Annotated in this window: 21 protein-coding genes and 2 pseudogenes; 15 read left to right on the top strand and 8 right to left on the bottom strand. The window is 62.5% G+C overall.

The features are described 5' to 3' along the window. Window positions 1-56 precede the first annotated feature (56 nt). From QC815_RS00985 to QC815_RS00955, 7 genes are all read left to right on the top strand, one after another. Complete coding sequence (locus tag QC815_RS00985; protein ID WP_309766471.1) at window positions 57-2,489, top strand: LPS-assembly protein LptD; 2,433 nt, start codon at window positions 57-59, stop codon at window positions 2,487-2,489. Between the two features lie 37 nt (window positions 2,490-2,526). Further along, window positions 2,527-3,543, top strand: a complete 1,017-nt coding sequence (locus tag QC815_RS00980) for a peptidylprolyl isomerase (RefSeq protein WP_309766469.1) — start codon at window positions 2,527-2,529, stop codon at window positions 3,541-3,543. Then, on the top strand, window positions 3,543-4,598 hold the full coding sequence (gene pdxA, locus QC815_RS00975; protein WP_309766467.1) for a 4-hydroxythreonine-4-phosphate dehydrogenase PdxA: 1,056 nt from the start codon (window positions 3,543-3,545) through the stop codon (window positions 4,596-4,598). The genes QC815_RS00980 and pdxA overlap by 1 nt, the downstream gene beginning before the upstream one ends. A gap of 68 nt (window positions 4,599-4,666) precedes the next feature. Further along, window positions 4,667-5,482 carry a 16S rRNA (adenine(1518)-N(6)/adenine(1519)-N(6))-dimethyltransferase RsmA gene (gene rsmA, locus QC815_RS00970; RefSeq protein ID WP_309766465.1) on the top strand — a complete coding sequence of 272 codons (816 nt, stop codon included), beginning with the start codon at window positions 4,667-4,669 and terminating at the stop codon, window positions 5,480-5,482. Then, window positions 5,479-5,856: a Co2+/Mg2+ efflux protein ApaG gene (gene apaG / locus QC815_RS00965; RefSeq protein WP_230446083.1), complete on the top strand. Its 378-nt coding sequence runs from the start codon at window positions 5,479-5,481 to the stop codon at window positions 5,854-5,856. Before rsmA ends, apaG begins: the two co-directional genes overlap by 4 nt. Before the next feature lie 75 nt (window positions 5,857-5,931). Next, window positions 5,932-6,756 (top strand): symmetrical bis(5'-nucleosyl)-tetraphosphatase, encoded by an 825-nt coding sequence (locus QC815_RS00960; RefSeq protein ID WP_230446084.1) that lies wholly within the window; start codon window positions 5,932-5,934, stop codon window positions 6,754-6,756. After that, window positions 6,753-7,877 (top strand): tRNA nucleotidyltransferase/poly(A) polymerase-related protein, encoded by a 1,125-nt coding sequence (locus QC815_RS00955; protein ID WP_309766463.1) that lies wholly within the window; start codon window positions 6,753-6,755, stop codon window positions 7,875-7,877. The genes QC815_RS00960 and QC815_RS00955 overlap by 4 nt, the downstream gene beginning before the upstream one ends. Window positions 7,878-7,883: 6 nt before the next feature. On the opposite strand, the gene folK is transcribed toward QC815_RS00955, so the two are convergent. Continuing rightward, window positions 7,884-8,429, bottom strand: a complete 546-nt coding sequence (gene folK, locus QC815_RS00950) for a 2-amino-4-hydroxy-6-hydroxymethyldihydropteridine diphosphokinase (protein ID WP_230446086.1) — start codon at window positions 8,427-8,429, stop codon at window positions 7,884-7,886. Next, a complete protein-coding gene (gene folB, locus QC815_RS00945; protein WP_230446087.1) occupies window positions 8,426-8,806 on the bottom strand; it encodes a dihydroneopterin aldolase in 381 nt (126 codons plus the stop codon). Before folB ends, folK begins: the two co-directional genes overlap by 4 nt. Before the next feature lie 90 nt (window positions 8,807-8,896). Here folB and plsY point away from each other — a divergent pair, with 90 nt between their 5' ends. Continuing rightward, on the top strand, window positions 8,897-9,469 hold the full coding sequence (gene plsY / locus QC815_RS00940; RefSeq protein WP_230446088.1) for a glycerol-3-phosphate 1-O-acyltransferase PlsY: 573 nt from the start codon (window positions 8,897-8,899) through the stop codon (window positions 9,467-9,469). Between the two features lie 7 nt (window positions 9,470-9,476). Here plsY and tsaD read toward each other — a convergent pair whose 3' ends face one another. Then, window positions 9,477-10,526 (bottom strand): tRNA (adenosine(37)-N6)-threonylcarbamoyltransferase complex transferase subunit TsaD, encoded by a 1,050-nt coding sequence (tsaD, locus tag QC815_RS00935; RefSeq protein WP_309766461.1) that lies wholly within the window; start codon window positions 10,524-10,526, stop codon window positions 9,477-9,479. 199 nt (window positions 10,527-10,725) lie between these two features. Here tsaD and rpsU point away from each other — a divergent pair, with 199 nt between their 5' ends. Next, window positions 10,726-10,941 (top strand): 30S ribosomal protein S21, encoded by a 216-nt coding sequence (rpsU, locus tag QC815_RS00930; protein ID WP_007113641.1) that lies wholly within the window; start codon window positions 10,726-10,728, stop codon window positions 10,939-10,941. A 164-nt stretch (window positions 10,942-11,105) separates the two neighbouring features. Then, a pseudogene (gene dnaG / locus QC815_RS00925) lies at window positions 11,106-12,938 on the top strand (DNA primase); the annotation flags it as partial. Here dnaG and QC815_RS17435 read toward each other — a convergent pair. After that, window positions 12,894-13,037 (bottom strand): annotated as a pseudogene (locus QC815_RS17435) (hypothetical protein); the annotation flags it as partial. The pseudogenes dnaG and QC815_RS17435 sit on opposite strands and share 45 nt — an antisense overlap. Window positions 13,038-13,199: 162 nt before the next feature. Here QC815_RS17435 and rpoD point away from each other — a divergent pair. Beyond that, the gene (gene rpoD / locus QC815_RS00920) at window positions 13,200-15,044 is read left to right on the top strand and encodes an RNA polymerase sigma factor RpoD (protein ID WP_230446091.1); all 1,845 of its coding nucleotides are present in this window, start codon (window positions 13,200-13,202) and stop codon (window positions 15,042-15,044) included. 78 nt (window positions 15,045-15,122) lie between these two features. Here rpoD and QC815_RS00915 read toward each other — a convergent pair whose 3' ends face one another. Together QC815_RS00915 and QC815_RS00910 are read right to left on the bottom strand one after the other, a co-directional pair. After that, window positions 15,123-15,773 (bottom strand): hypothetical protein, encoded by a 651-nt coding sequence (locus tag QC815_RS00915; protein WP_230446092.1) that lies wholly within the window; start codon window positions 15,771-15,773, stop codon window positions 15,123-15,125. 143 nt (window positions 15,774-15,916) lie between these two features. Then, a complete protein-coding gene (locus QC815_RS00910; RefSeq protein WP_230446093.1) occupies window positions 15,917-16,807 on the bottom strand; it encodes a LysR family transcriptional regulator in 891 nt (296 codons plus the stop codon). A 199-nt stretch (window positions 16,808-17,006) separates the two neighbouring features. On the opposite strand from QC815_RS00910, the gene QC815_RS00905 reads away from it, so the two are divergent. From QC815_RS00905 to mtgA, 4 genes are all read left to right on the top strand, one after another. Next, complete coding sequence (locus QC815_RS00905) at window positions 17,007-17,987, top strand: MBL fold metallo-hydrolase (protein WP_309766451.1); 981 nt, start codon at window positions 17,007-17,009, stop codon at window positions 17,985-17,987. A gap of 55 nt (window positions 17,988-18,042) precedes the next feature. Then, window positions 18,043-19,152, top strand: a complete 1,110-nt coding sequence (locus QC815_RS00900) for an S-(hydroxymethyl)glutathione dehydrogenase/class III alcohol dehydrogenase (RefSeq protein ID WP_230446095.1) — start codon at window positions 18,043-18,045, stop codon at window positions 19,150-19,152. Between the two features lie 72 nt (window positions 19,153-19,224). Then, window positions 19,225-20,079 carry an S-formylglutathione hydrolase gene (gene fghA, locus QC815_RS00895; RefSeq protein WP_309766449.1) on the top strand — a complete coding sequence of 285 codons (855 nt, stop codon included), beginning with the start codon at window positions 19,225-19,227 and terminating at the stop codon, window positions 20,077-20,079. A gap of 10 nt (window positions 20,080-20,089) precedes the next feature. Next, complete coding sequence (gene mtgA, locus QC815_RS00890; protein ID WP_230446097.1) at window positions 20,090-20,818, top strand: monofunctional biosynthetic peptidoglycan transglycosylase; 729 nt, start codon at window positions 20,090-20,092, stop codon at window positions 20,816-20,818. A 43-nt stretch (window positions 20,819-20,861) separates the two neighbouring features. Here the strand turns inward: mtgA and QC815_RS00885 are convergent, their stop codons facing one another. Next, window positions 20,862-21,635 carry an EAL domain-containing protein gene (locus QC815_RS00885; protein ID WP_442788956.1) on the bottom strand — a complete coding sequence of 258 codons (774 nt, stop codon included), beginning with the start codon at window positions 21,633-21,635 and terminating at the stop codon, window positions 20,862-20,864. Between the two features lie 26 nt (window positions 21,636-21,661). Then, complete coding sequence (locus QC815_RS00880; protein ID WP_230446098.1) at window positions 21,662-22,540, bottom strand: DMT family transporter; 879 nt, start codon at window positions 22,538-22,540, stop codon at window positions 21,662-21,664. Window positions 22,541-22,707 lie beyond the last annotated feature (167 nt).

Raw genomic sequence — 22,707 nt, 5'->3', positions numbered from 1 at the left:
GGTCGGGCATGATGCGGACTGTATAATACCGATTCTCGATGCCAAGGATAACGACGATGGGCAAGCGATTTTCGCGCGCGGTGCCAATGGCGCAAACATTGATGGGCAGTTTGCTGGCCGGTGCCTCGTTTTCAGCCGTGGCGCAAAGTGAGCCGCTCTCGGCCGACGCGCTGGACTGGGAACCCTGGGGGAAAGAGGAGGCGGCGACGCAGCTCTGTCGTGGCCGTTACGTCATGCCCGGTTACCGCTTGGCAGAGCAGGAAAATCCCGACACGCTGGCGGCCGAGGCCACCGAAGCGGACTACGCCACCGACGGAAAAACGATTCTGCGTGGCGACGTGGTATTGCGGCGAGCCAACGAAGAGGTTGAGGCGGAGCAGATCACCATGCCCGCCGACCGCGAGCGTGTACACGCCGAGGGCAATATCGCCCTGCGCGACGGCACCGCCCTGGTGCGTGGCGATACGGCCGACATCATGCTCAACGAAGACCGCACCCAACTGGATAACAGCCAGTTCGTGCTTTACGACCAGCATCTGCGCGGTCAGGCCGTCCAACTGGAACAGCTGGAAAAGGATCAGTACCGCCTCAAGGATGCCAGCTTCACCACCTGCGATCCCGGCGAAAACACCTGGCAACTGGTGAGCAGCGATATTCGCCTGGATCAGGCGGCGGGTTTCGGCACCGCGCGTCATGCGCGGCTGGAAATAAAGGACGTGCCCGTGATGTACGTGCCCTGGGTGCGCTTCCCGATCGATGACCGTCGCCATACCGGCTTGTTGACGCCGGCGATTGCAGTGTCCGGTGACGGGGTCGACTATACCCAGCCGTTCTACTGGAACATTGCGCCCAACCGCGATGCGACCATCACCCCGCGCTGGATGACCGACCACGGCCTGCTGCTCAACGGCGAGTTCCGCTATCTGGAAGATAATGTTGCCGGCACGGTGGAGGCGGGCTATCTAAACAGCGATGACGGCGGCTCGGGCGGCGCAGAAGGGCGCTACGCGGGGCAGGATCGCTGGTATTTTGAGACCCAAAACGCCGGGCGTATCAATCCGCGCAGCCGCTATCGCTTGAATTACGGCGCCGCCAGCGACGGGCGATACTTCGATGATTTTGGTGGCGAGTTTGGCAGCAGCGACCGCGTCAGCATGGAACGCCTCGCGCAGGTGGACTATCGCGGCGAGCGCTGGCAGCTGGATGCCCGGGCCCAGGGCTTCCAGCGCCTGGACGATCCGCTCAATGACCGCGACAAGCCGTTCTATCGCCTGCCGAGCCTGACCGCCAATGCCGATTGGCAGCTGGGCAGCGGCGTCTACAGCCAGTGGCGATCCAACGCCACTTACTTCTGGCGGGACGTCAACGAGCAGCGGATCATCGAGCGCGAAGCCGCCACGGGTAGCCGGGTGCACCTGACACCGGCGCTGGGCTGGCGATTTGACCGGCCTTGGGGCTATATCGAGCCGCGCACGGAACTCTGGCACACCGACTACCAGCTGGATTACGGCGATCGCGCGACGACCAACGGCGAGTCGCCAAGCCGCACCGTGGCGATAACCTCGGTGGACAGCGGCCTGGTGTTCGAGCGTGAGCTGGCGCTGGGCGGCCGCGACTACCGCCAAACCCTAGAGCCGCGCTTGAACTACGCCTTCGTGCCGCGCACCGACCAGAGCGAACTGCCGGATTTTGACAGCAGCGAGCGAGCTTTTTCATGGAACCAGCTCTGGTCTCCCAATCGCTTTTCCGGCGCCGACCGGGTGGGTGATCTGAACCGACTGTCGTTTGGTGTCGAATCGCGGCTGCTCGAGGACGAGACCGGCCGCGACCGACTCTCCGTGGGCGTTGGTCAAAGCGTCTACTTCGACGAGCGACGGATCGATATCGAGGGCGATGCTGATACGCTGCCGCCGCGCACGAATGACGAGGAATATTATCAAGCCACTCGGGATCGTTCGCCGCTGGTCACGCGGATCGACTGGCAGATCAGCGACCGTTGGAGCACCGGCTACGAGTGGCTTTATGACGACAAGCGCGAGCGTACCGAAAGCGCCACCGCCGACCTGCGCTACCGTCATCCGCAGGGCCACGTCGTGAACCTTGGCTACCGTTGGGAAATCGAAGACTTCGACCCCGGGGTAGAGCCGAGCGATGACAGCTTTCGCAACTACGATCGCGAAGAGTGGGATCTGTCCTTTGCGTGGAAAGCCAGCCCGCAGATTGATCTGATCGGCCGTTACCTTCACGATCAAACCAATGGCCGCGCGCTGGAACAGCTGGCGGGTGTCCAGTGGAGCGACTGTTGCTATGGCCTGCAGGTGGTATGGCGCGAATGGATCGACGACAACGACAGCGCGCGTATCGACGACGACTTCAACGATCGCGGTATTTTCCTGCGCTTCGTATTCCGCGGTTTAGGCGGCGTTGGTCAGAATGCCGATGGATTCTTTGAGCAAGCTATTCCGGGTTACCGCCCGACGCCTTTATAAATGAGCCTTTTGAATGGCGACTGACAGAGACGATGTTATGACGATGAGAAAGACCCTGCGTGTCCGCGCGACCCTGCTATCGGTAGGCGGCGTCCTGGCCCTGTGCATGGCGGCTGCCGTTCCGCTGAGTGCCCAGGCGCAAACCTCGGCGCCTGCCGAGCGCCAGACCCTCGACCGGGTGGTCGCGGTGGTCAACGATGGCGTGATCATGCGCAGCGAGCTGAACGACCGCATGGCCCAGGTCGAGCGCCAGGCCAAATCCCGTGGCGAGTCGCTTCCCGTCGGTGAGCAGATCGAGCGGCAGGTGCTTGAGCGCATGATCCTGGAAGAAATCCAGCTGCAGATGGCGCGCGATGCCAATATCACCGTCGACGACACCGAGCTTAACCGGCAGGTGCGCTCGATCGCCGAGTCGAACGACATGACCCTGGACGAGTTTGCCGATGCGGTGGAAGCCGACGGCATGACGCTGGCCAGCGTGCGGGACAACGTGCGTCGCGAAATGCTCATGCGCCAGGTACAGCAGCGCCAGGTCGGCAGCCGGGTCAATATCAGCGACAGCGAAGTTGACCGCCTGCTGAGCCAGCAGACCGGCCGGTCGGGGGAGCAGGCCGTGATCCCCGAAACCCGTGCGCGCCACATCCTCATCGAGCTGACCCCGACCCGCGACGATGAGCAGGCACGCGCCATGGCTGAAGAGGCCCGCGAGCGGCTGGCGCAGGGCGATGACTTTGCCACCGTGGCCCGTGAAATGAGCGATGATGACGGCAGCGCGCTCAATGGCGGTGACCTTGGCTGGGTACGCCCCGGGCAGACCGTCCCCGCCTTTGAAGAGGCCATGCGGGAGCTCTCGGTGAATCAGGTGTCCGAGCCGGTTCGCTCGCCGTTCGGCTATCACGTTATCGAAGTCCTGGAGCGCCGCCAGCAGGACGTGACCCAGGAAGCCCAGCGTGAAGAGATTCGCCAGGCTATCTTCCAGCGCCGCGCCAACCAGGAGCTGGAAGCCTGGCAGCAGCAAATCCGCTCGCAAGCCTTCGTAGATGTCCGCCTTTAATGAGCCCTGACCATGCGTCACCGATGGTGATCACCACCGGTGAACCCGCCGGTATCGGGCCCGAGCTTGTGCTGATGCTGGCCGCCCGGGGCGTCTTGCCTGCAGGCACCGTGGCGATTGGCGACCCGCGCATGCTGCGTCAGCGCGCCGATGCCCTGTCGCTCGAGGTGGCAGTTGTCGAAGCGTCGCCGGGCCAGGTGCTGCCGGCACCTCAGGCGCCGACGCTGCCGGTCTGGCCGGTTGCGCTGAAGGAACCCGCGGTGCCCGGTACGCTCAATCCGGCGAACAGCCATTATGTACTCGAGACCCTGGCGCTCGCGGTGGCTGCCTGTCGATCGGGGCAGGCAGCGGCCATGGTTACCGCGCCGCTGCACAAAGGGGTGATCATCGAGGCTGGCATCGCCGGGTTCACCGGGCATACCGAGTGGCTGCGCGATGCCTGCGGCGTTGACGAGGTGGTCATGATGCTGGCGACCGACAATGCCCTGCATGCACAAGCCCCAGGCTGGCAGGGCAGCGGCGACCTGCGTGTGGCGCTGGTGACGACCCATTTGCCGCTGCGCGAAGTGGCCGAGGCCATCACCCATGAGCGCGTGATGCGTATCAGCCGCCTGCTGGAGGCCGATCTGCGCCACCAGTTCGGCCTGGTGTCGCCGCGCATTGCGGTGTGCGGGCTGAATCCCCATGCCGGGGAAGACGGCCACCTCGGGCGCGAGGAGCTGGATATCATCATGCCCGCCCTTGATGCGCTGCGTCAGGAGGGCATGGCGATCAGCGGGCCTTTCCCCGCCGATACCCTGTTTACCCCGCGCCATCTGGCCGACGTCGATGCGGTGCTTGCCATGTATCATGACCAGGGCTTGGCGGTGTTAAAATACGCCGGCTTCGGTCAGGCCGCCAATATCACCCTGGGTCTGCCGCTGGTGCGCACGTCCGTGGATCACGGTACGGCGCTGGCGCTGGCGGGCAAGGGCGTGGCCGACGCCGGGAGTCTGCAGGTGGCCCTCTCGCTCGCCAGGCGGCTTGCCGACCAGCGCACCGCGTCGCGTCGCTGACCCGGCGACGTGCCGAATTGATGGTTCAACCCTTTTGCCCAACGATAGCCCCCAAGGAAACGTGCTTGATGTCTCACGCGCCCCAGCAGCACCGCGCTCGCAAACGCTTCGGTCAGAACTTTCTCCGTGACCTGGGGATCATTTCGCGCATCGTTCGCGCCATCGGCCCGCGTGAAGGCGACCGGCTGGTCGAGATTGGCCCCGGCCAGGGCGCCTTGACCGAGCCGCTGCTCGAAGCGGCCGGGTCGCTGGAGGTCATCGAGCTCGATCGCGATCTGATCCCGGGGCTTAGGGTACAGTTCTTCAACTACCCGGATTTCGTCATCCACGAAGGCGATGCGCTGACGTTCGACTTCACCGCGCTGAAAGGCGAAGGGCCTGGGTTACGCGTGGTAGGCAATCTGCCCTACAACATCTCGACGCCCTTGATCGTGCATCTGCTGACCATGGGCGATGCCATTGCCGATATGCACTTCATGCTGCAAAAGGAAGTCGTCGAGCGGCTGGCGGCCGCGCCGGGGGGAGCTGACTGGGGGCGCTTGTCGATCATGGCGCAGTATTACTGTCAGGTCGAGCAGCTGTTCATTGTGCCGCCTGAGGCCTTTGTGCCCCGCCCCAGCGTGGATTCGGCCATCGTGCGCCTGACCCCCCACGCCGCGCTGCCGCATCCCGCCGACGATCCCGCGCTTTTGTTCGAGCTCGTCAAGCAGGCTTTCGGTCAGCGCCGCAAGACACTGCGCAACAACCTGAAAGGGCGTGTCAGCGCCGAGGTGCTGGAAGCGCTGGGCATTGACCCCGCGCGTCGCCCGCAAACGCTCACCGTCGCCGAGTATGTGGCGATCGCCAACCGCTTGGCAGCCGATGAAGGAGGAGCAATCCCGTGAGTGACCTGGCGATTGAGGTGACGGTGACGCCCGAATACCGTGCCGACGAGTCCAGCGAGGCGGAATCACGCTACGTATTCAGCTACGCCGTGAGCGTCCGCAACAACAGCCCCCACAGCGTTCAGTTGATGGCGCGTTACTGGAAGATCACCCAGGGCGGTGGGGAGTATCAGGAGGTGCGTGGCAAAGGCGTGGTGGGCCAGCAGCCGCTGATCGGTCCGGGCCAGCAGTTCCGCTACACCAGTCGTGCCATGCTGCAGACGCCGGTGGGGGTCATGGAGGGCGTCTACACCCTGCTGGATACCTCAACCCAGCGCGTCTTTGAAGTGGCGATTGCCCCCTTCAGGCTGGCGGTGCCCCTGCAGCTGCATTAGGAGACACCAACGCCAGGCATGATAAGGCGTTGAAATACGCGTATTTGATGCATTCATTTTTTATAGGCTCCCTGCATGAGTACTTACGCCATCGGTGATGTGCACGGCTGCCACGCCGAATTTGTGACGCTGCTGGAGCAGCTTAGCTTCGACCCCAGACGCGATACGCTCTGGCTGGTCGGTGACCTGGTCAACCGCGGGCCCGATTCGCTCGCCTGTCTACGCGAAGCCGAACGCCTGGGCAGTGCCGTGCAGTGCGTGCTGGGTAACCACGACTTTCATTTGCTGGTGGCCGCGCGGGGCGGCGGCAAGCTCAAGAAGAACGACAGCCTCAAGGCGGTGCTTGAGGCACCCGACCGTGAGCGACTGCTCGACTGGTTGCAGAGCCGTCCTTTAGCGGTTCGCCATGACGCCTGGCTGATGACCCATGCGGGGCTGTTACCCCAATGGGGGCTTGATCAGGTGGAAACGCTGTCGCAAGAGGTGCAGGCCGCGTTAACCGGCGAGCAGTCGGGTGACTTTTTGCGCCAGCTGTATGGTAACCACCCCGACCGCTGGGACGATGCGCTTGACGGCATGGAGCGGCTGCGCTGTGTGGTCAACGTGCTGACCCGCATGCGTTTTATCGACGCTGAAGGGCGCCTGGATTTCACTGCCAATAAGGGAATGGATAGCGCTCCTGCGGGGTTTGCGCCCTGGTTTCAGTTCCCGCGTGACGATGACCCACAGCTGCTGTTCGGCCACTGGGCGGCCCTTGAGGGACGTACGCCCGATGCCCGGGTGCGTGTCAACGCCCTGGATACCGGCTGCGCCTGGGGAGGCGCGCTGACCGCGCTAGACCTGGCGACCGGCGAGCGGATCCGGGTGCCCGGCCGTGCATCGGCGGGCGTGGCGCGATGACAACAGTGCAAAACGACCCGCGGATCGCCGGGCTCGAGGTCTACCGGGTGGGCGGCGCCGTGCGCGACCGGCTGCTGGGCTGGCCAGTTTACGACAACGACTGGGTGGTCGTGGGCGCGACGCCCGAGGTCATGCTGCAGCGAGGGTTCAAGCCGGTAGGCCGCGACTTTCCGGTATTTCTTCATCCCGACAGCGCCGAAGAGTACGCCCTGGCGCGCACCGAGCGTAAAGCCGGGCATGGCTACGCCGGGTTTCAGGTGATTGCCAGCCCCGAGGTGACGCTGGAAGACGACCTGCTGCGCCGCGACCTGACCATCAATGCGATTGCCGAAGCGCCCGACGGCACCCTGATCGACCCCTTTCACGGACAGCAGGATATACAGGCGCGGCGGCTGCGGCATGTCTCGCCCGCCTTCAGCGAAGATCCGCTCCGAGTGCTGCGCACCGCGCGCTTTCTGGCCCGTTACCAGCCGCTGGATTTTGTCATTGCCCCGGAGACGCTGGCGCTGATGGCGGAGGTCAGCACAAGCGGCGAGATGGCCTTCCTGGCCGCTGAGCGGGTCTGGCAGGAAACCGCCAAGGCGCTGGGCGAGGCGGCGCCGGCGAGCTACTTTGTGGCGCTCGAAGACTGCGGCGCCTCGACCACGTGGTGGCCGGAGCTATCCGGTGACGCTTTGCGTACAGGCATCGCCGCCATGACGCCAGCGCTGGAAAGGGACGCCCTGGCCCATGGCGACTGGCGTTACGCGCTGATGGCGTCGCCCTTGAGCGAGGCCCAGCGTGACTCGCTCGCCCAGCGGTTGCGTCTGCCCAATGCCGTTGCAGCGTTGGCCCGCCATGTGGCGCTTACCCAGACCATGCTGGCGGGGAGTCGGGCGCCGTCGGCGGTCGCGGATTGGCTAGAACGTCTCGATGCCTGGCGCAAGCCCGGGCAGGTGGACGCGCAGTTGATGCTGGTCGGGGAACTGGCCCCCGCGCAGCTAGAAACGCTGCAGGCGGCCTGGCAGGCCGCACGTCAGGTAAGCCCGCAAACGCTGATGGCGGAAGGCTATCGGGGGGCTGCGCTGGGCGCGGCGCTCAAGGAGCGCCGACGGTTGGCGATCGCCGAGGCGCTGGGGTAAGGCGCCCTAGCGGGCCATCGCCTGGCGTGGTAGCGGGTCGGCCTGGGACACCCAGCGATCCTGCCAGACAAAATCAATTGCCCACAGGCGCTGGCTGCCCAGCGAAAAGCCCGCCCACAGCGTAGCGTAGGGCGTCTGGCAGCGGGGATGCGGTGTCGTCGGTAGCAGTTCAGCCAGCGGCTGCAACACAAAGGCGTTATAGTTGATTTCGGCGCGGGGCAGGGAAATGTTGTCGATAACGCCGCAGGCGTCGCCCACAGTCAGCAGATCGATGTCCAGCGCGCGGGGGCTATACTTGGTCATGGCCGGGGTTCGGCCATGGTCGATTTCCAGCTGTTTGGCCCACGCCTGAAGCGCGCCCGGCGTCCAGTCGCTGTGAAACGCCACCACCAGATTATAGAAATTACGCTGGTCGTCGAAGCCGACGGGTTCGCTTTCGAATACCCGCGAGATGGCCAGGCGGCCAAAGGTCTCGGCCAGCGCATCGAGGCACAGGCGAATATGTCGGGCAGGTTCGATATTGCTGCCCAGGCTAACGGTCACTAAGCTCATGGTTGCGGCGCTCCATGGGTCTCGGGTAGCGTGCCACGGGTGATTTCAAGGCCGACGCTGGCGGCGCTGGGCACCGCGCCGGGCTTGCGTACGGTGAGGCGTAGCCAGCTGATGGGGAAGTCGTTGCGCAGGCAGTCGGTCAGCCGTTCGGCAAAGGTTTCTACCAGGGCAAAGTCATGGGTATCGGCGAACTGCTGGATCCGTTGGCAAATGGCCGCGTAATCCAGCGTCAGGCGCAGGTCATCGGTGGCCGCCGCCGAGCGTATGTCGGTGGCCAGGATCAAATCGAGCCGCAGTGACTGATGAATGGTGCGCTCCCAATCGTAGACACCGATGATGGTGTCGACCTCAAGGGCTTCGATGAAAATGCGGTCCATGGGCCTTCCCCAAACGCCAACGAGCGAGCGATTGTACGTGAGCAAAGCGCCGAGCAACAGTCGCTGCGGGGGCAAAGTGAGCACAATGGCATGATATGGATAGTGGTGGGGTATGTCAGCGGCAGCTGGCTGGCGGCGCTAAGCGTCTGCCGGTGGTCGGGCGTGCCCGATCCGCGCCGGCATGGCTCGCGTAATCCCGGCGTTTCCAACGTGCTGCGCCTGTACGGCCCGCGTCTGGCCGCGATGACCCTGCTGCTGGATGCGCTGAAAGGCATGCCGGCGGTGCTCGCGGCCAAGCTGTCGGGGTTGCCGGTATGGCTGCAGGGGTTGGTCGGGCTGGCCGTGCTGCTGGGGCACAGCTACCCGCTATGGTATGGCTTTCGCGGCGGCAAGGCCGTTGCCAGTGCGTTCGGCGTGCTGCTGGTGTTGGTGCCCGAGGTGGCGCTTATCAGCGCGCTGGTCTGGGCGCTTCTGGCGTGGCGGCTGAGAACCGCCGCGCTGGCCTCGCTGATCAGCGCGCTGGCGGCGCCGCTGCTGTGCGCCTGGCTTGCGCCGTCGTATGTGGTCGTGGTCGGCGGGTTCAGTCTGCTGGTGCTGGCTCGCCATGCGCTCAATATCCGTCGGCTCCGGCGTGGCGAGGAGCCGCCGTTGGGCGGCTCCTGAGCAGCGGCTAGGGCGTGACCGGTGCCGCCAGATCGGCGAGCGGCCAGCGCGGCGTGGCCTGCATGATGCCGCTTGCGTCGTGCTCGCCGGCGGCGAGTCGCTGGGCGCCCACGTAGGCAATCATGGCGCCGTTGTCGGTGCAAAAACGTCCGCGTGGATAATACGCCGTTGCCTGGCGCTTTTCGCAGGCCTGGGCAAGCCGTTCGCGCAGCCGATGATTGGCGCTCACGCCCCCTGCGACCACCAGACGCTTGAGGCCGGTTTGATCCAGCGCGCGGCGGCACTTGATGACCAGGGTATCGACCACCGCTTCTTCAAACGCGCGGGCCACGTCGGCGCGGGCCTGATCGTCGAGCTCGCCCGTCGCTTCCAGTTGGCGAATGGCCGTCAGGGTATGGGTCTTCAGGCCGGAAAAGCTGAAATCCAGTCCTGGCCGGTCGGTCATCGGACGGGGGAAACGGAAGCGCTCAGGGTTCCCCCGTTCGGCCAGTGCGGCCACGTGTGGCCCGCCCGGGTAGGCAAGGCCGAGCATCTTGGCGGCCTTGTCGAAGGCCTCGCCGGCGGCGTCGTCCACCGATTCGCCCAGCAGCTGGTAGTGCCCGAGGCGCTGGACGTCGACCAGTTGGGTGTGCCCGCCGGATACCAGCAGTGCCGCAAACGGAAACGCCGGGGCGTTGTCTTCCAGCATGGGCGCCAGTAAATGACCTTCCATGTGGTGAACGCCAAGCACCGGGATGCCCAGGCCTCGCGCCATGCCATGGGCGGTGCTGGCCCCCACCATGAGCGCGCCGACCAGCCCGGGGCCGGCGGTATAGGCGATGCCATCCAGATCCTGGCGCGTCAGCCTGGCGTCGCCGAGCACCTGTTCGATCAGCGGCAACAGCTTGCGGGTGTGATCCCGCGACGCGAGTTCGGGCACCACGCCACCGTAGTCGGTGTGCATGGCGATCTGGCTGTAGAGCGCATCGGCCAGCAGGCCCTGGCCGCCGCTCAGCGACGTATCGTAAATGGCGACGCCGGTTTCATCGCAGGACGTTTCAATGCCCAGTACGCGCATAGGACAATAACCCCGTAAAAAATAGTCGCGTTAGTTTAGCATCCCCGGCGCCGGGTGGGCGTTAGCATTTGCAAAGCCAGGCGTGCAGGATTAGACTGTTGTGCGCTGTAAAACTGGGTCGTGCACTGTACTCGCAAACATGCTTTAACGGTGCGCGTACTATCCGAACTCAAGACTCCTTAAGGTAGGTGAGTGCTTAATGCCTTCTGTAAAAGTACGTGATAACGAGCCGTTTGACGTCGCCCTGCGTCGCTTCAAGCGTTCTTGCGAAAAAGCCGGTGTTCTCTCTGAAGTACGCCGTCGCGAGCACTACGAGAAGCCGACTGCTGAGCGCAAGCGCAAAGCGGCCGCAGCCGTAAAACGTCACGCCAAGAAGATTCAGCGTGAGCAAAAGCGTTTCGAACGGCTCTATTGATCCGTACCGGAACACGCTGTTTAACGCTTAGCGTGTTTCAAGAGGGATGCCAAGCGGCCGCCACTTAGGTGGCCGCTTGTTTTGCGTTTTACCAAAGCGTGTCTAAGGTGATCGGGCGCAGGGCCCGATGACGTTAGGTTCGCGAATCAGCGCCCCGCGCGAGGATGCCCGCGTCCATGGCTGGCCAGATTCCACAGCGTTTTATCGACGATCTACTGGGCCGCGTTGATGTGGTCGAAGTGGTCGGTGAGCGCGTACAGCTCAAAAAGGCAGGTCGCAACTATTCGGGTCTGTGCCCCTTTCATCAGGAAAAAACGCCGTCGTTTACGGTTAGTGCCGACAAGCAGTTTTATCACTGCTTTGGTTGCGGGGCCCACGGTAACGCGCTGCGTTTTCTGATGGAGTACGACAAGCTGCCGTTTCCCGAGGCGGTCGACCAGTTGGCCGGACGTCTCGGCATCGACGTGCCCCGAGAGGGCGCGGACGATCCCCGCGCCCAGCAGCGCGAGAAAAAGCGTAAAGAGGGGGTCAACCTGCTTGAGCTGGCCGCGAGTTTCTACCGCGAGCGGCTGAAAATGCAGGAAGGGCAGGGCGCCAAGCAGTATTTGCACACGCGTGGCCTTACCAGCGACGTGATCGACGCCTATGGCATTGGCTATGCCCCTGGGGGGTGGGAGGCGCTCAAGCATCACTTGAGCGAGCGGGGTATAAGCGAGCCGGTGCAGACGGAATACGGCCTGCTGATTCACCGCGAAGATACCGGGCGTACCTACGACCGCTTTCGTGACCGGGTGATGTTCCCGATTCGCGACCTGCGCGGGCGCACGATTGCCTTCGGCGGTCGGGTGATGGGCGATGATCAGCCCAAGTACCTCAACTCCCCCGAGACACCGGTGTTTCACAAGGGGCGTGAGCTTTACGGCCTCTACGAAGCCCGCCAGGCGTCCAGCAAGCTGGAGCAGTTGGTGATGGTGGAGGGTTACATGGACGTCGTGGCGTTGGCGCAGTATGGCATCCATAATGCCGTTGCCACTCTGGGGACGGCCACCACCGAAGATCATTTGAGCCGCCTGTTCCGCCTGGTGAGTCGCGTGGTGTTTTGTTTTGACGGTGACCGTGCCGGGCGCCAGGCGGCAAGCCGGGCGCTGGAAACCGCGCTGCCGATGATGATCGACGGCCGCGAGGCCCGCTTTCTGTTTCTGCCGGAAGGCGATGATCCGGATAGCCTGGTGCGCCGCGAGGGCACCGAGGCTTTCCAGGATCGTGTCACCTGCGCAATGCCGCTCTCCGAGTTTCTGTTTGAGCAGGCCGCCCAGGGGCGTGACCTGAATACCGTGGAAGGTCGCGAGCGGTTTGCCAGTCAGGTGCTCGAAGCATTGAACAAAGTGCCCGAGGGCATGCTCAGATCGTTAATGCTGGAAGCCCTGGCCAAGCGTAGCGGCCTGGCCCAGGAGCAGCTCAAGGGGCTGCTGGAAAAACGCGTCGCGGCGCAGGCTCGCCAGCAGCAGGCCCGTGGCGAGCCGGCCGAAACGGCTGACGCGACGGTGTCGCAGCAGTCGGCGGCGCCCGCTTCCACGCGGAAAGCCGGGCGTGGGCAGGCACTTTCGCCGGTGGAGCGAATCATCCAGCTGTTGCTCCACGAGCCCGGTCTGGTGACAAGCCTGCCGGAAAAGGACGCCTGGCTACCGGACAGCGAAGGGCCGCAAGGCGACGAAGTGCGCCTCTGCCAGGAATTGCTGGCGCTCCTGCGAGCCGGGCGTTATCGCAGCCCCCAGGTGATTCTGGCGCACTTTCAGGGCAGTGCCGAAGGGGTTCAGTTGGCGGCCTTTGCCCAGCGGGAGCTGTTGATTCCCAGGGCGGCGCGGGAGACCGAGCTAACTGGCTTGGTGGCTCATTTGAGCCACGTTCAACAGCAGCAATCGCCGCGCGAGGAATATGAGGCGTTGCTTGCGCTGGAGCGCGACGGGCAGAAGCTCGACAAGCGCCAACGCCAGCGCCTGGCGAGTCTGGTCATGGAGTTGTCTCAACGCCAGCAGTGACGTTACACGGCGGGTACGGGTTGAAAAGCCCCTGCGCCGCCTCAAGATAAGTGCCACGAGCAAAAAATGGCAAACCAATCAACCTAACACACCTGAATGACAGCGCAAATACACAAACTGGAAAAACTCGGGCTAAACGCGCTATACTGTTCGGCTTGATAGGTTTTTTTTCATCAGCGCTTCAGGTGCTTCATTCTTCTTCGTCGAGATAGGGTTTCTATGGCTGGAAATGCGCAGCAGCAGTCACGTCTGAAGGAGTTGATCGCGCGCGGCAAGGAACAGGGCTACCTGACCTATGCCGAGGTCAACGACCATCTACCCGAGGATATCGCCGACCCGGATCAAGTGGAAGACATCATTGGCATGATCAACGACATGGGTATCAGTGTCGTTGAAGAAGCGCCAGATGAAGACACTTTGATGATGTCGGATCACTCCACGGACGAGTCCGCTGCGGAAGAGGCCGTTGCGGCCCTTGCCGCCGTGGAAAGCGACGTCGGTCGCACCACCGACCCGGTGCGCATGTACATGCGCGAAATGGGCACGGTCGAGCTCCTGACCCGGGAAGGCGAAATCGAGATCGCCAAGCGGATCGAAGAGGGAACCCGCGAAGTCATGTCGGCGCTGGCTTATCTGCCCGGTGCCGTAGCGTCGATCCTTGACGCCTATGACGCGACCCAGGACGAAGAGGCGCCAGGTCGGCTGTCCGACCTGTTCTCCGGCTTCATCGACCCGGACGAAGGTATTCCCGGCGTGGCCGAAGCCGAAGTGCCCGAGCCCGAGCCGGTGTCAGAGGTTGACGACGACGTTGACGTCGACGAAGAAGACGATGACGCCTCGGCCAGCGAAGGCGGCCCGGATCCTGAAGAGGCGCGCGCGCGTTTCGAGCAGATCCGCGAGCAGAATGCCCTGGTGGACGCTGCCTTTGCCAAGCATGGCCGTGGCAGTGCCGAGCTGAAAGCCGAGCAGGCGCGCCTGGCCGAGCTGTTCTCGCCCATCAAGCTGGTTCCCAAGCATTTCGAACGGCTGGTGGGGCAGGTACGCATCAGCGTCGAGCAGGTTCGCGCCCAGGAAAAGGCGATCATGCAACTGTGCGTGAAAAAAGCCAAGGTGCCGCGCAAGACGTTCATCAAGTCGTTCCCGGGCAGCGAGTCGAACCCCAAGTGGCTGGATGCTTTCCAGTCCGAGCAGCCCAAGTACGCGGACCGGCTGGAGCCGCTGCGCGCCGATATCGCCCGCTCTCAGCGCAAGATCGCGTTCGAAGAGGACATGGTGCAGCTCAGGGTGGCCGACCTGAAAGAGGTCAACCGCAAGCTGTCGATTGGTGAAGCCAAAGCCCGTCGCGCCAAGAAAGAAATGGTCGAGGCCAACCTGCGCCTGGTGATCTCGATTGCCAAGAAGTACACCAACCGTGGCCTGCAGTTCCTCGACCTGATTCAGGAAGGCAACATCGGCTTGATGAAGGCGGTGGACAAGTTCGAATATCGCCGCGGCTACAAGTTTTCGACCTACGCCACCTGGTGGATTCGTCAGGCGATCACCCGCTCCATCGCCGACCAGGCACGCACCATCCGGATTCCGGTGCACATGATCGAAACGATCAACAAGCTCAACCGCGTATCGCGCCAGATGCTCCAGGAAATGGGCCGCGAGCCGACGCCGGAAGAGCTGGGCGAGCGTTTGGAAATGCCCGAAGACAAGGTGCGCAAGGTGCTCAAGATCGCCAAGGAACCGATCTCCATGGAGACGCCGATCGGTGACGACGATGACTCCCATCTGGGCGATTTCATCGAAGACGGCACCATGCTGCTGCCGATCGATATGGCCACCGGTGAAGGCCTGATCGAGGCAACTCGCAACGTGCTGGGCGGCTTGACGGCGCGTGAGGCCAAGGTGCTGCGCATGCGTTTCGGTATTGACATGAACACCGATCACACGCTGGAAGAAGTCGGCAAGCAGTTTGACGTGACGCGCGAGCGAATCCGTCAGATTGAAGCGAAGGCGCTGCGCAAGCTGCGTCATCCCAGCCGCTCCGAGCCGCTGCGTTCCTTCCTCGACGAATAGGCGCCCGGCGCCCTGCATCAAAAAAGCCCGCCGTTTGCCAACGGCGGGCTTTTTTTGGCCCTTCATGCAGCCGTAGAACTAGGCGTGTGCGAGGCGCGCCTTGTGCACGCGGCGGGCAAGCAGCATCAGCTCGATCATGGCGACAAGGATCAGGGAATAGCCCAGCAGTTCGACCACCTCCTCGGCGACGTCTTTGAATTCCCGCACGAAATGATCCTGTAGCACGGCTCTCCAGAAGTCCTGACGACCGTAAAGCCGCGAAAAGATATAGGTGGTCAGTACCCCGGCGGTAAACAGGCCGAACGAAAACGAGTTGCTGTAGTGCGCGAACTCGTCCAGAAAGCGGCGGCGCTGCATGACGACCCAGGCCAGCGAGGGCACCACGATGAGGGCGACAATGATTTGCCAGGTGTCGTCAGCGATATACTGATCAAGAAAGGCATCCTGCTCGCGAACCAGCGAGGCGCCGATAAACGCCAGCAGCAGCAGCGTCACCGTTGGCCACACCTTGAGGATATGGCGAACGTACAGCAACAGGCCGCAGCTCACGGCAAGCGTCAGGGTTTGCGTCAGCTCGGTAAAGCCCAGCTCGCTGAAACGCACGTCGGGGAGGTAGAGCGCTTCCAGGAAGGCGCCTTGGGCAATGGCGCCAATCCCCAGCACGTAAAGAATGGCCTTGATCAAGGTAGTGCGGAACCCAAGCGGCCAGGCACGGGGGGTATCAGACATACAACATCCTTATAACGTCCAACGGCAGGTGAGGCAGGTAAACAGGCGTTTAACAGGTGTCATTATATCGTCACCGTTCTGTGTTGGCACGCCACGATTGCTTGGGAAGCCGTTGTCAAGGCGTTAACCATGGCCGGCTGGGTTCATGGCGTGTTGGGGAGTACCGAGCCTATATGGGTAACGAGATGATCGACCAACTGGCGTATCTTGGGCGATAGATGGCGGTGGCGGGGATAGACGGCCCAGACCCCGGTATCGTGATGCTGGAAGGGCTCCAGCACCGCTACCAGCTCGCCGCTGGCAAGGTAGGGCGTCACATAGTAGTCGGGCAGCTGGGCGATACCGAGTCCCTTGAGCGTTGCGTCGAGCAGCGCCGGACCTGAGTTGGATTGCCAGCATCCGGCGATTTTTACTTCGCGGCGCTGCCCATTCTCCTCAAATAGCCAGTTGGGGCGTGATCCCACCAGGCAGCGGTGCTGGCTCAGTTCGCTCAGAGTGTGCGGGCGCGTTGCCTGGCGAAAGTAGGCCCGGGAGCCGACAATGTATTCGCGGCGATTGCACAGTCGTCGCGCGATCAGGCTTGAATCTCTGAGTACCCCCATGCGGATCGCAATATCGAAGCCCTCGTCGATCAGTTCGACCGGGCGGTTGGTGAAATGCATGTGCACGTCGAGCTGTGGATGCAGGCATTGAAAGTCGTTGACCAGCGGGGCGATGTAGCGCTCTCCAAAGGTCGTGGCCGAGGTCAGCTTCAAGACGCCGTGGGGCTTGGCCTGCTGCTCACTGAGCGCCTGTTCGGCATCGCGCAGGCCGTCAAACAAGTGTCGGCAGTGGTCGACGTAAATCTCTCCGGCGTCGGTCAGGCGGATTTGCCGGGTAGTGCGATACAGCAACTGAACGCCCAACTGGTTTTCCAGCTGGCTGACCAGCCGGCTAACGTGCGAGGTCGACACCTTGAGGTGGCGTGCTGCCGCCGAGAAACTCTCAAGGCGCACCACTTCGACAAAGGCTTCGATACGGTCCCAGCGCTGCATGTCATCACCCTGGTTGAATGGATTGTTGCTCAGTAGCAATAATCTTGTGAGTGTATCCCGCTTTATCCCGGTCGCCTACCTGACCTACACTGTGATGTATTGAGCGTTGTGTACTGGCTTTGTAGAGCGAGTGGCTAGGTATCGCGGACAACCTCGATCCAGCGGGCGAGCCCGTCTTTTTCCATCCAGGAGGTGATGCGTGTCTCAGCATTTATGGATTCCAAACGCAGGCAAGGCAGCGCTGCTGCTGACCATGGGGGTCTCCCTCAGCGCCGTGGCGGCGCCCGATCAACGGCCCGAGCAGGTGTCGGGCTGGTTCCGCATGATGGTCGACAACCACGAGGTCACGGCCCTTTACGACGGCTATACGGCGATTGACACCCAACTGCTCAAGGGCATGGGGCAAGACGACATTCGTGAACACCTTAACGCGCTGTTCATCGACACCGACGACGGCGTGCAGACCGCGGTTAACGCCTTTTTGATCAACACCGGTGACAACCTCGTCCTGGTGGATGCTGGTTCGGCCGCCTGTTTCGGCCCCACGCTCGGAAATGTCGAAGAGAATCTGCGCGCCTCCGGCTACCAGCCCGAAGACGTGGATACCATTCTGATGACCCATCTTCACCCGGATCATGTGTGCGGGCTGACCCGCGATGGTAAGGCGGTGTATCCCAACGCCGAGCTGCGCGTCAGCCAGCAGGATGCCGATTTCTGGCTGAGCGAATCGCGCGCGGAAGAGGCTGAGGAAGGCCAGAAGGCGTTTTTCGAGATGGCCCAGGACGCCGTTGCGCCCTATCAGGAAGACGACCGCGTTACGCCCTTCGAGCCGGGTGACGAGATGCTGATGGGCATTGAGGCCCAGGACACCCACGGCCATACGCCTGGCCATACCAGCTTCATGCTGAGCGGTGACGACGACGCCATGCTGGTATGGGGTGACGTCGTACATAGTTACGGCGTTCAGTTCGACGATCCCACGGTCGCTATCGAGTTTGATTCCGACCCAGCCCAGGCGATTGACGCCCGGGAGGCCGTGTTCAAAGCGGCGGTCAACGACAAGCATTGGGTCGCTGGCGCACATATGCCGTTCCCGGGGATCGGGCATATTATCGAGGACGGCGACGGTTATCAGTGGCTACCCATTGAGTATCAACCGGTCACGTCCGACGAAGAGTAAACCATACGCCCGCGCTGAAAGGCGCGGAGCCGACAGGCAGTAAAGGAGCAATAGAATGAAGTCACGTGCTGCGGTAGCACTGGAAGCAGGCAAACCCCTGGAACTGGTCGAGATTGACGTCGAGGGCCCCAAGGCGGGTGAGGTATTGGTCAAGATGGCCGCTACCAGCGTTTGTCACACTGACGCCTACACGCTTTCCGGCGCCGACCCGGAAGGCAACTTTCCCGCCGTGCTGGGCCACGAAGGCGCCGGCATCGTCCAGGAAGTGGGTGAGGGCGTCACCAGCCTCAAGCCCGGCGACCATGTGATTCCGCTTTACACCGCTGAATGCGGCCAGTGTAAATTCTGCCTGTCGGGCAAGACCAACCTGTGCGGCAGCGTACGCGCCACCCAGGGCAAAGGCGTGATGCCGGATGGCACCTCGCGTTTCTCGCTGGACGGCAAGATGCTCCATCACTATATGGGCACCTCCACGTTCAGCGAGTATACCGTGCTGCCCGAGGTTTCCCTGGCGGCGGTCTCCAAGGAAGCGCCGATGGACAAGATCTGCCTGCTGGGCTGCGGGGTGACCACCGGTATTGGCGCGGTGCTCAATACCGCCAAGGTAGAACCCGGCTCGACGATTGCCGTCTTCGGTCTGGGGGCGATTGGCCTGGCGGTCATCCAGGGGGCCGCCATGGCCAAGGCGTCGAAAATCATCGCGATTGACGTCAATCCTGACAAATTCGAGCTGGCCAAGCAGTTCGGCGCCACGGACTTCGTCAATCCCAAGGAATACAGCGATCCGATTCAGCAAGTGATCGTCGACATGACCGACGGCGGCGTGGATTACTCGTTCGAGTGCATCGGCAACGTCAATGTCATGCGGTCGGCGCTGGAGTGCTGCCACAAGGGCTGGGGGGAGTCGATCATCATCGGCGTCGCCGGCGCTGGTGAAGAGATCTCCACGCGGCCGTTCCAGCTGGTGACCGGTCGGGTCTGGAAAGGGTCGGCGTTTGGCGGCGTGAAAGGTCGTACTGAGCTGCCCGGCTACGTTGAGCGCTACATGAACGGCGAAATCAATATCGACGACTTCATTACCCACGACATGCCGTTCGAGAAGATCAATGAGGCCTTTGACCTGCTGCATGCGGGCAAGAGCATTCGTACCGTTCTGCATTACTGAGTATGATGGTGATGTATACCAAGGGCGCGGCGGGGATACCCGCCGCGCTTGCTGCTTTAAAGGAGCTTGCCCATGAGCATGAGTGAAACCCTCGAGCTCGTCTCGGCCAACCGCAGCTTCGGCGGCTGGCATAAACGCTACCGGCACTACTCGCGTGCGCTGGACTGCGACATGGTGTTTGCCGTTTATCTGCCCCCCCAGGCCGAAGAGGAACGCGTGCCGCTTTTGTGGTGGCTGTCGGGGCTGACCTGCACGGACGAGAACTTCATGCAGAAAGCCGGCGCGCACCGCCTGGCGGCCGAGCTGGGCATTGCCATTGTATGCCCGGACACCAGTCCGCGCGGTACCGAGGTGCCCGGCGAGCATGACAGCTATGACCTGGGGTCAGGGGCTGGCTTCTACGTCAATGCTACCCAGGCGCCCTGGAAGTCGCACTACCGCATGTACGATTACGTGATCGAGGAGCTGCCGTCGGTGGTACGCCAGCACTTCCCGGTCAACGGTCGTGAATCGATCAGCGGCCACTCGATGGGAGGCCACGGGGCGTTGATTCTGGCGCTGCGCCATCCCGGGCGCTTCCGTTCGGTGTCGGCGTTTGCGCCGGTGGTGAACCCCATGAACTGCCCATGGGGACAAAAGGCGTTTTCCAGCTACCTGGGAGACGACCCGGCGCACTGGCGTCAGTACGATGCCTGCGAGCTGGTGGCCAACGGCGCCTCGCGCCAGCGGCTGTTCATCGACCAGGGGGAAGCCGACCAGTTTCTGGAAGAGCAGCTCAAGCCTGAACAGCTGGAAGCGGTGTGCGACACCCACGACCATCCGCTGACGCTGCGTCGGCAGCCGGGGTATGATCACAGCTACTTTTTCATTGCGTCCTTCATCGACGACCACCTGCGCTATCATGCGGATCATCTGTTGAAGCGCTAAGGGGACCTCCATGTTGAAAGGCGCGCTACGTCGCATGGCAAGCCTGCTGTGGTGGTGGGTCTGGCGTGGCGTGTTTCTGTTTGTGGTGGTGTCCCTGAGCCTGGTGATGCTGTTCCGCGTGGTGCCGCCACCAGGCTCGATGGTCATGGTCGAGCGCAAGATACAGAGTTGGGTGCACAGCGAACCCGTGCAACTGCAGCGGGAATGGCGTGACTGGTCGCAACTCGCTGACTCAGCGAAGGTCGCGGTCATGGCGGCCGAAGACCAGCGGTTTCCAGACCATCATGGTTTCGACCTTGTCGAGCTTCGCCGCGCCCTGCAGGCCCGCCTTGATGGCGGCCGTCTGCGCGGGGCGAGCACCCTCAGCCAGCAAACCGCCAAGAACGTCTTTTTGTGGACCGGCCGGAACTGGGCGCGCAAGGGGTTGGAGGCGTGGTTTACCGTGCTCATCGAGCTGATATGGGGCAAGCAGCGCATTCTGGAGGTCTACCTCAACGTGGCCGAGTGGGACGCTGGGGTGTTCGGCCTGGAAGCCGCTGCCCAGCACTATTTCGGGGTGTCGGCAAGCGCATTGAATGAGCGTCAGGCCAGCCTGCTCGCGGCAATTCTGCCTAGTCCGCTGACCCGCAGCGCCTCACGGCCCGATCCCCAGGTAGAGCAGCGCAGCCTGTGGATACGCCAGCAGATGCGCAATCTGGGCGGGGCCAATTATCTGCAGCAGATTGCCGCTGATCGATGAAGCCGTACGGATTGCATAGGAACCTTCGACGCCGCCTGTCGTGTCAGTCGAATAGCGCCTTGTCGATTACCGGAAGTGCTTCAAGCTGCGGGCGGGCAAAGTAGAAACCCTGTTGCACGGGAATACCGATGTTCAGCAGGCAGCGTGACTCCTCGCGGGTTTCGACGCCTTCCGCTACCAGTTGGATCTCCAGCGTGTTGGCAAGCGCCACGATACTGCGCAGGATCGCCTGGCGGCGAGGGTTGCGGTTGCAGTGCATGACGATATCGCGGTCTATCTTCAGGGTGTCCGGGCGCAGGTCGGTGAGCAGATCCAGGTTGGCGTAGCCGTTACCAAAGTCATCAAGCGAGGTGGTGAACCCCATGGCGCGGTAACTTTCGATGATATTGCGCATGTGTTGCCGGTCCTGAACCCGCTCGGTTTCGGTAATCTCGAAGTTGAGTCGTTCGGTGGGCCAGCCGACCCGCTGGGACGTTTCCAGGGTTGCCTGAATGCACGCTTCGGGTTCATAGACGGCGTTAGGCAGGAAATTGATCGACAGACGTGCCTGCATATCCAGGGCGCTGGCTAGCTCGATGGCCTTGATCCGGCATGCCTGATCAAACTGGTACAGCAGGTCGTCGGTGACCTGTCCGAGTATTGTGCCCGCCGATTCCCCATCCGGGCCGCGTACCAGCGCTTCGTAATACACCACCTGCCGGGCCGCCACATCGACAATGGGCTGGAAGGCCATGGTGAAGGCAAAGGGAACCGGAGTATCGCAACGGTTGCAGCGGCCGTTTACCCGCGCGCAGTGGTGATGTTCAGACGTCTTCATACAAGCCCTGGGTGTTCCCTATCTCGTTATGTAGCTGATGTGTGGACAGCGGGTTTACGCACCGTCAATACGACACCGGCAATGGCCACGGCCATCCCGCCCAACCCTATCCAGGAAAGCCGCTCGCCGAATAACCACCACGCCTGAAGTGCCGTGACGGGAGGCACCAGATAAAACAGGCTCGCCACCCGCGACGCTTCGCCTCGCTTGATCAGCGCCATCAATAGAAGGATAGCGGCTATCGATAGAATCAGCACTAACCAACCCAGCGTCAAGACAAAGGTGAGCGTCCAGGTCACCTCGCGGGTTTCGAACAGCAGCGCGCCAATGCCCAAAACCCCGCCGGCGGCCAGGTATTGAATCACGGCGCCGGAGAGCAGCGGCATCTGCGTGCAGAAACGCTTTTGATACAGCGTGCCCAGCGAAATGCCCACCAGGGCCGCCATCACGCTCACCAAGGCACCGATGCCAAAGCCGCTGAACAGCGATTCCCCCAGCTCCAACTGGCTGCCGAGCACGGCGCTGATGCCGACCAGGCCAAGTACCAGTCCCAGCCACTGCTGCGCCGCCAGCCGTTCACCCAATAGCGGGCCCGCGCAGGCCGCGGTGAGCAGCGGTTGAAGACCGACCAGCAAGGCAGCGAGCCCTGCCGGCATGCCCAGCGAGATGCCGTAGAAAACGCCTCCCAGATAAGTGCCGTGTACCAGCAGACCCGAAACGGCGATGTGCGTCCATAACACAGGTGATGAAGGCCAGGCTATTTTCAGCATCCACACCAGCGGCGTTAACAGCGCCACCGTGAGCGCAAAGCGAATGAACAAGAATGTGAACGGCTCGGCGTAGGGCAGGCCAAACTTGGCTCCGATGAACCCCGTGCTCCAAAGCAAGACGAAAACCACGGGCATGGCGGTCAATCCCCATGCTGTGGCGTCTCGTTGGCCTACCCATGATGGCACTATGCGCATATCGATCTCGATGTAGTCGGTGGTGTTTACGTAACGTTCTTTATGTTACTTACTTTTACATTAAAATTTGAACCTCACGAATCGCCCCGCGTCACAGTAGGGACATT

The organism is Vreelandella gomseomensis (assembly GCF_031451645.1).
In the GTDB taxonomy this organism is placed as follows: Bacteria; Pseudomonadota; Gammaproteobacteria; order Pseudomonadales; family Halomonadaceae; genus Vreelandella; species Vreelandella gomseomensis.
The sequence above is the reverse complement of the archived record's forward strand: the minus strand, read 5'-3'. Positions and strand labels throughout refer to the sequence as shown.

Excerpts from the sequence above, each read along its gene's own strand:
- QC815_RS00955 (WP_309766463.1), top strand. The coding sequence starts at position 6,753 with ATGACAACAGTGCAAAACGACCCGCGGATCGCCGGGCTCGAGGTCTAC.
- QC815_RS00910 (WP_230446093.1), bottom strand. The coding sequence starts at position 16,807 with ATGCAGCGCTGGGACCGTATCGAAGCCTTTGTCGAAGTGGTGCGCCTT.
- tsaD (WP_309766461.1), bottom strand. The coding sequence starts at position 10,526 with ATGCGCGTACTGGGCATTGAAACGTCCTGCGATGAAACCGGCGTCGCC.
- rsmA (WP_309766465.1), top strand. The coding sequence starts at position 4,667 with ATGTCTCACGCGCCCCAGCAGCACCGCGCTCGCAAACGCTTCGGTCAG.
- mtgA (WP_230446097.1), top strand. The coding sequence starts at position 20,090 with ATGTTGAAAGGCGCGCTACGTCGCATGGCAAGCCTGCTGTGGTGGTGG.
- QC815_RS00980 (WP_309766469.1), top strand. The coding sequence starts at position 2,527 with ATGACGATGAGAAAGACCCTGCGTGTCCGCGCGACCCTGCTATCGGTA.
- folB (WP_230446087.1), bottom strand. The coding sequence starts at position 8,806 with ATGGACCGCATTTTCATCGAAGCCCTTGAGGTCGACACCATCATCGGT.
- rpoD (WP_230446091.1), top strand. The coding sequence starts at position 13,200 with ATGGCTGGAAATGCGCAGCAGCAGTCACGTCTGAAGGAGTTGATCGCG.
- QC815_RS00900 (WP_230446095.1), top strand. The coding sequence starts at position 18,043 with ATGAAGTCACGTGCTGCGGTAGCACTGGAAGCAGGCAAACCCCTGGAA.
- plsY (WP_230446088.1), top strand. The coding sequence starts at position 8,897 with ATGATATGGATAGTGGTGGGGTATGTCAGCGGCAGCTGGCTGGCGGCG.
- QC815_RS00960 (WP_230446084.1), top strand. The coding sequence starts at position 5,932 with ATGAGTACTTACGCCATCGGTGATGTGCACGGCTGCCACGCCGAATTT.
- rpsU (WP_007113641.1), top strand. The coding sequence starts at position 10,726 with ATGCCTTCTGTAAAAGTACGTGATAACGAGCCGTTTGACGTCGCCCTG.
- QC815_RS00985 (WP_309766471.1), top strand. The coding sequence starts at position 57 with ATGGGCAAGCGATTTTCGCGCGCGGTGCCAATGGCGCAAACATTGATG.
- pdxA (WP_309766467.1), top strand. The coding sequence starts at position 3,543 with ATGAGCCCTGACCATGCGTCACCGATGGTGATCACCACCGGTGAACCC.
- QC815_RS00915 (WP_230446092.1), bottom strand. The coding sequence starts at position 15,773 with ATGTCTGATACCCCCCGTGCCTGGCCGCTTGGGTTCCGCACTACCTTG.
- fghA (WP_309766449.1), top strand. The coding sequence starts at position 19,225 with ATGAGCATGAGTGAAACCCTCGAGCTCGTCTCGGCCAACCGCAGCTTC.
- folK (WP_230446086.1), bottom strand. The coding sequence starts at position 8,429 with ATGAGCTTAGTGACCGTTAGCCTGGGCAGCAATATCGAACCTGCCCGA.
- QC815_RS00880 (WP_230446098.1), bottom strand. The coding sequence starts at position 22,540 with ATGCCCGTGGTTTTCGTCTTGCTTTGGAGCACGGGGTTCATCGGAGCC.
- QC815_RS00885 (WP_442788956.1), bottom strand. The coding sequence starts at position 21,635 with ATGAAGACGTCTGAACATCACCACTGCGCGCGGGTAAACGGCCGCTGC.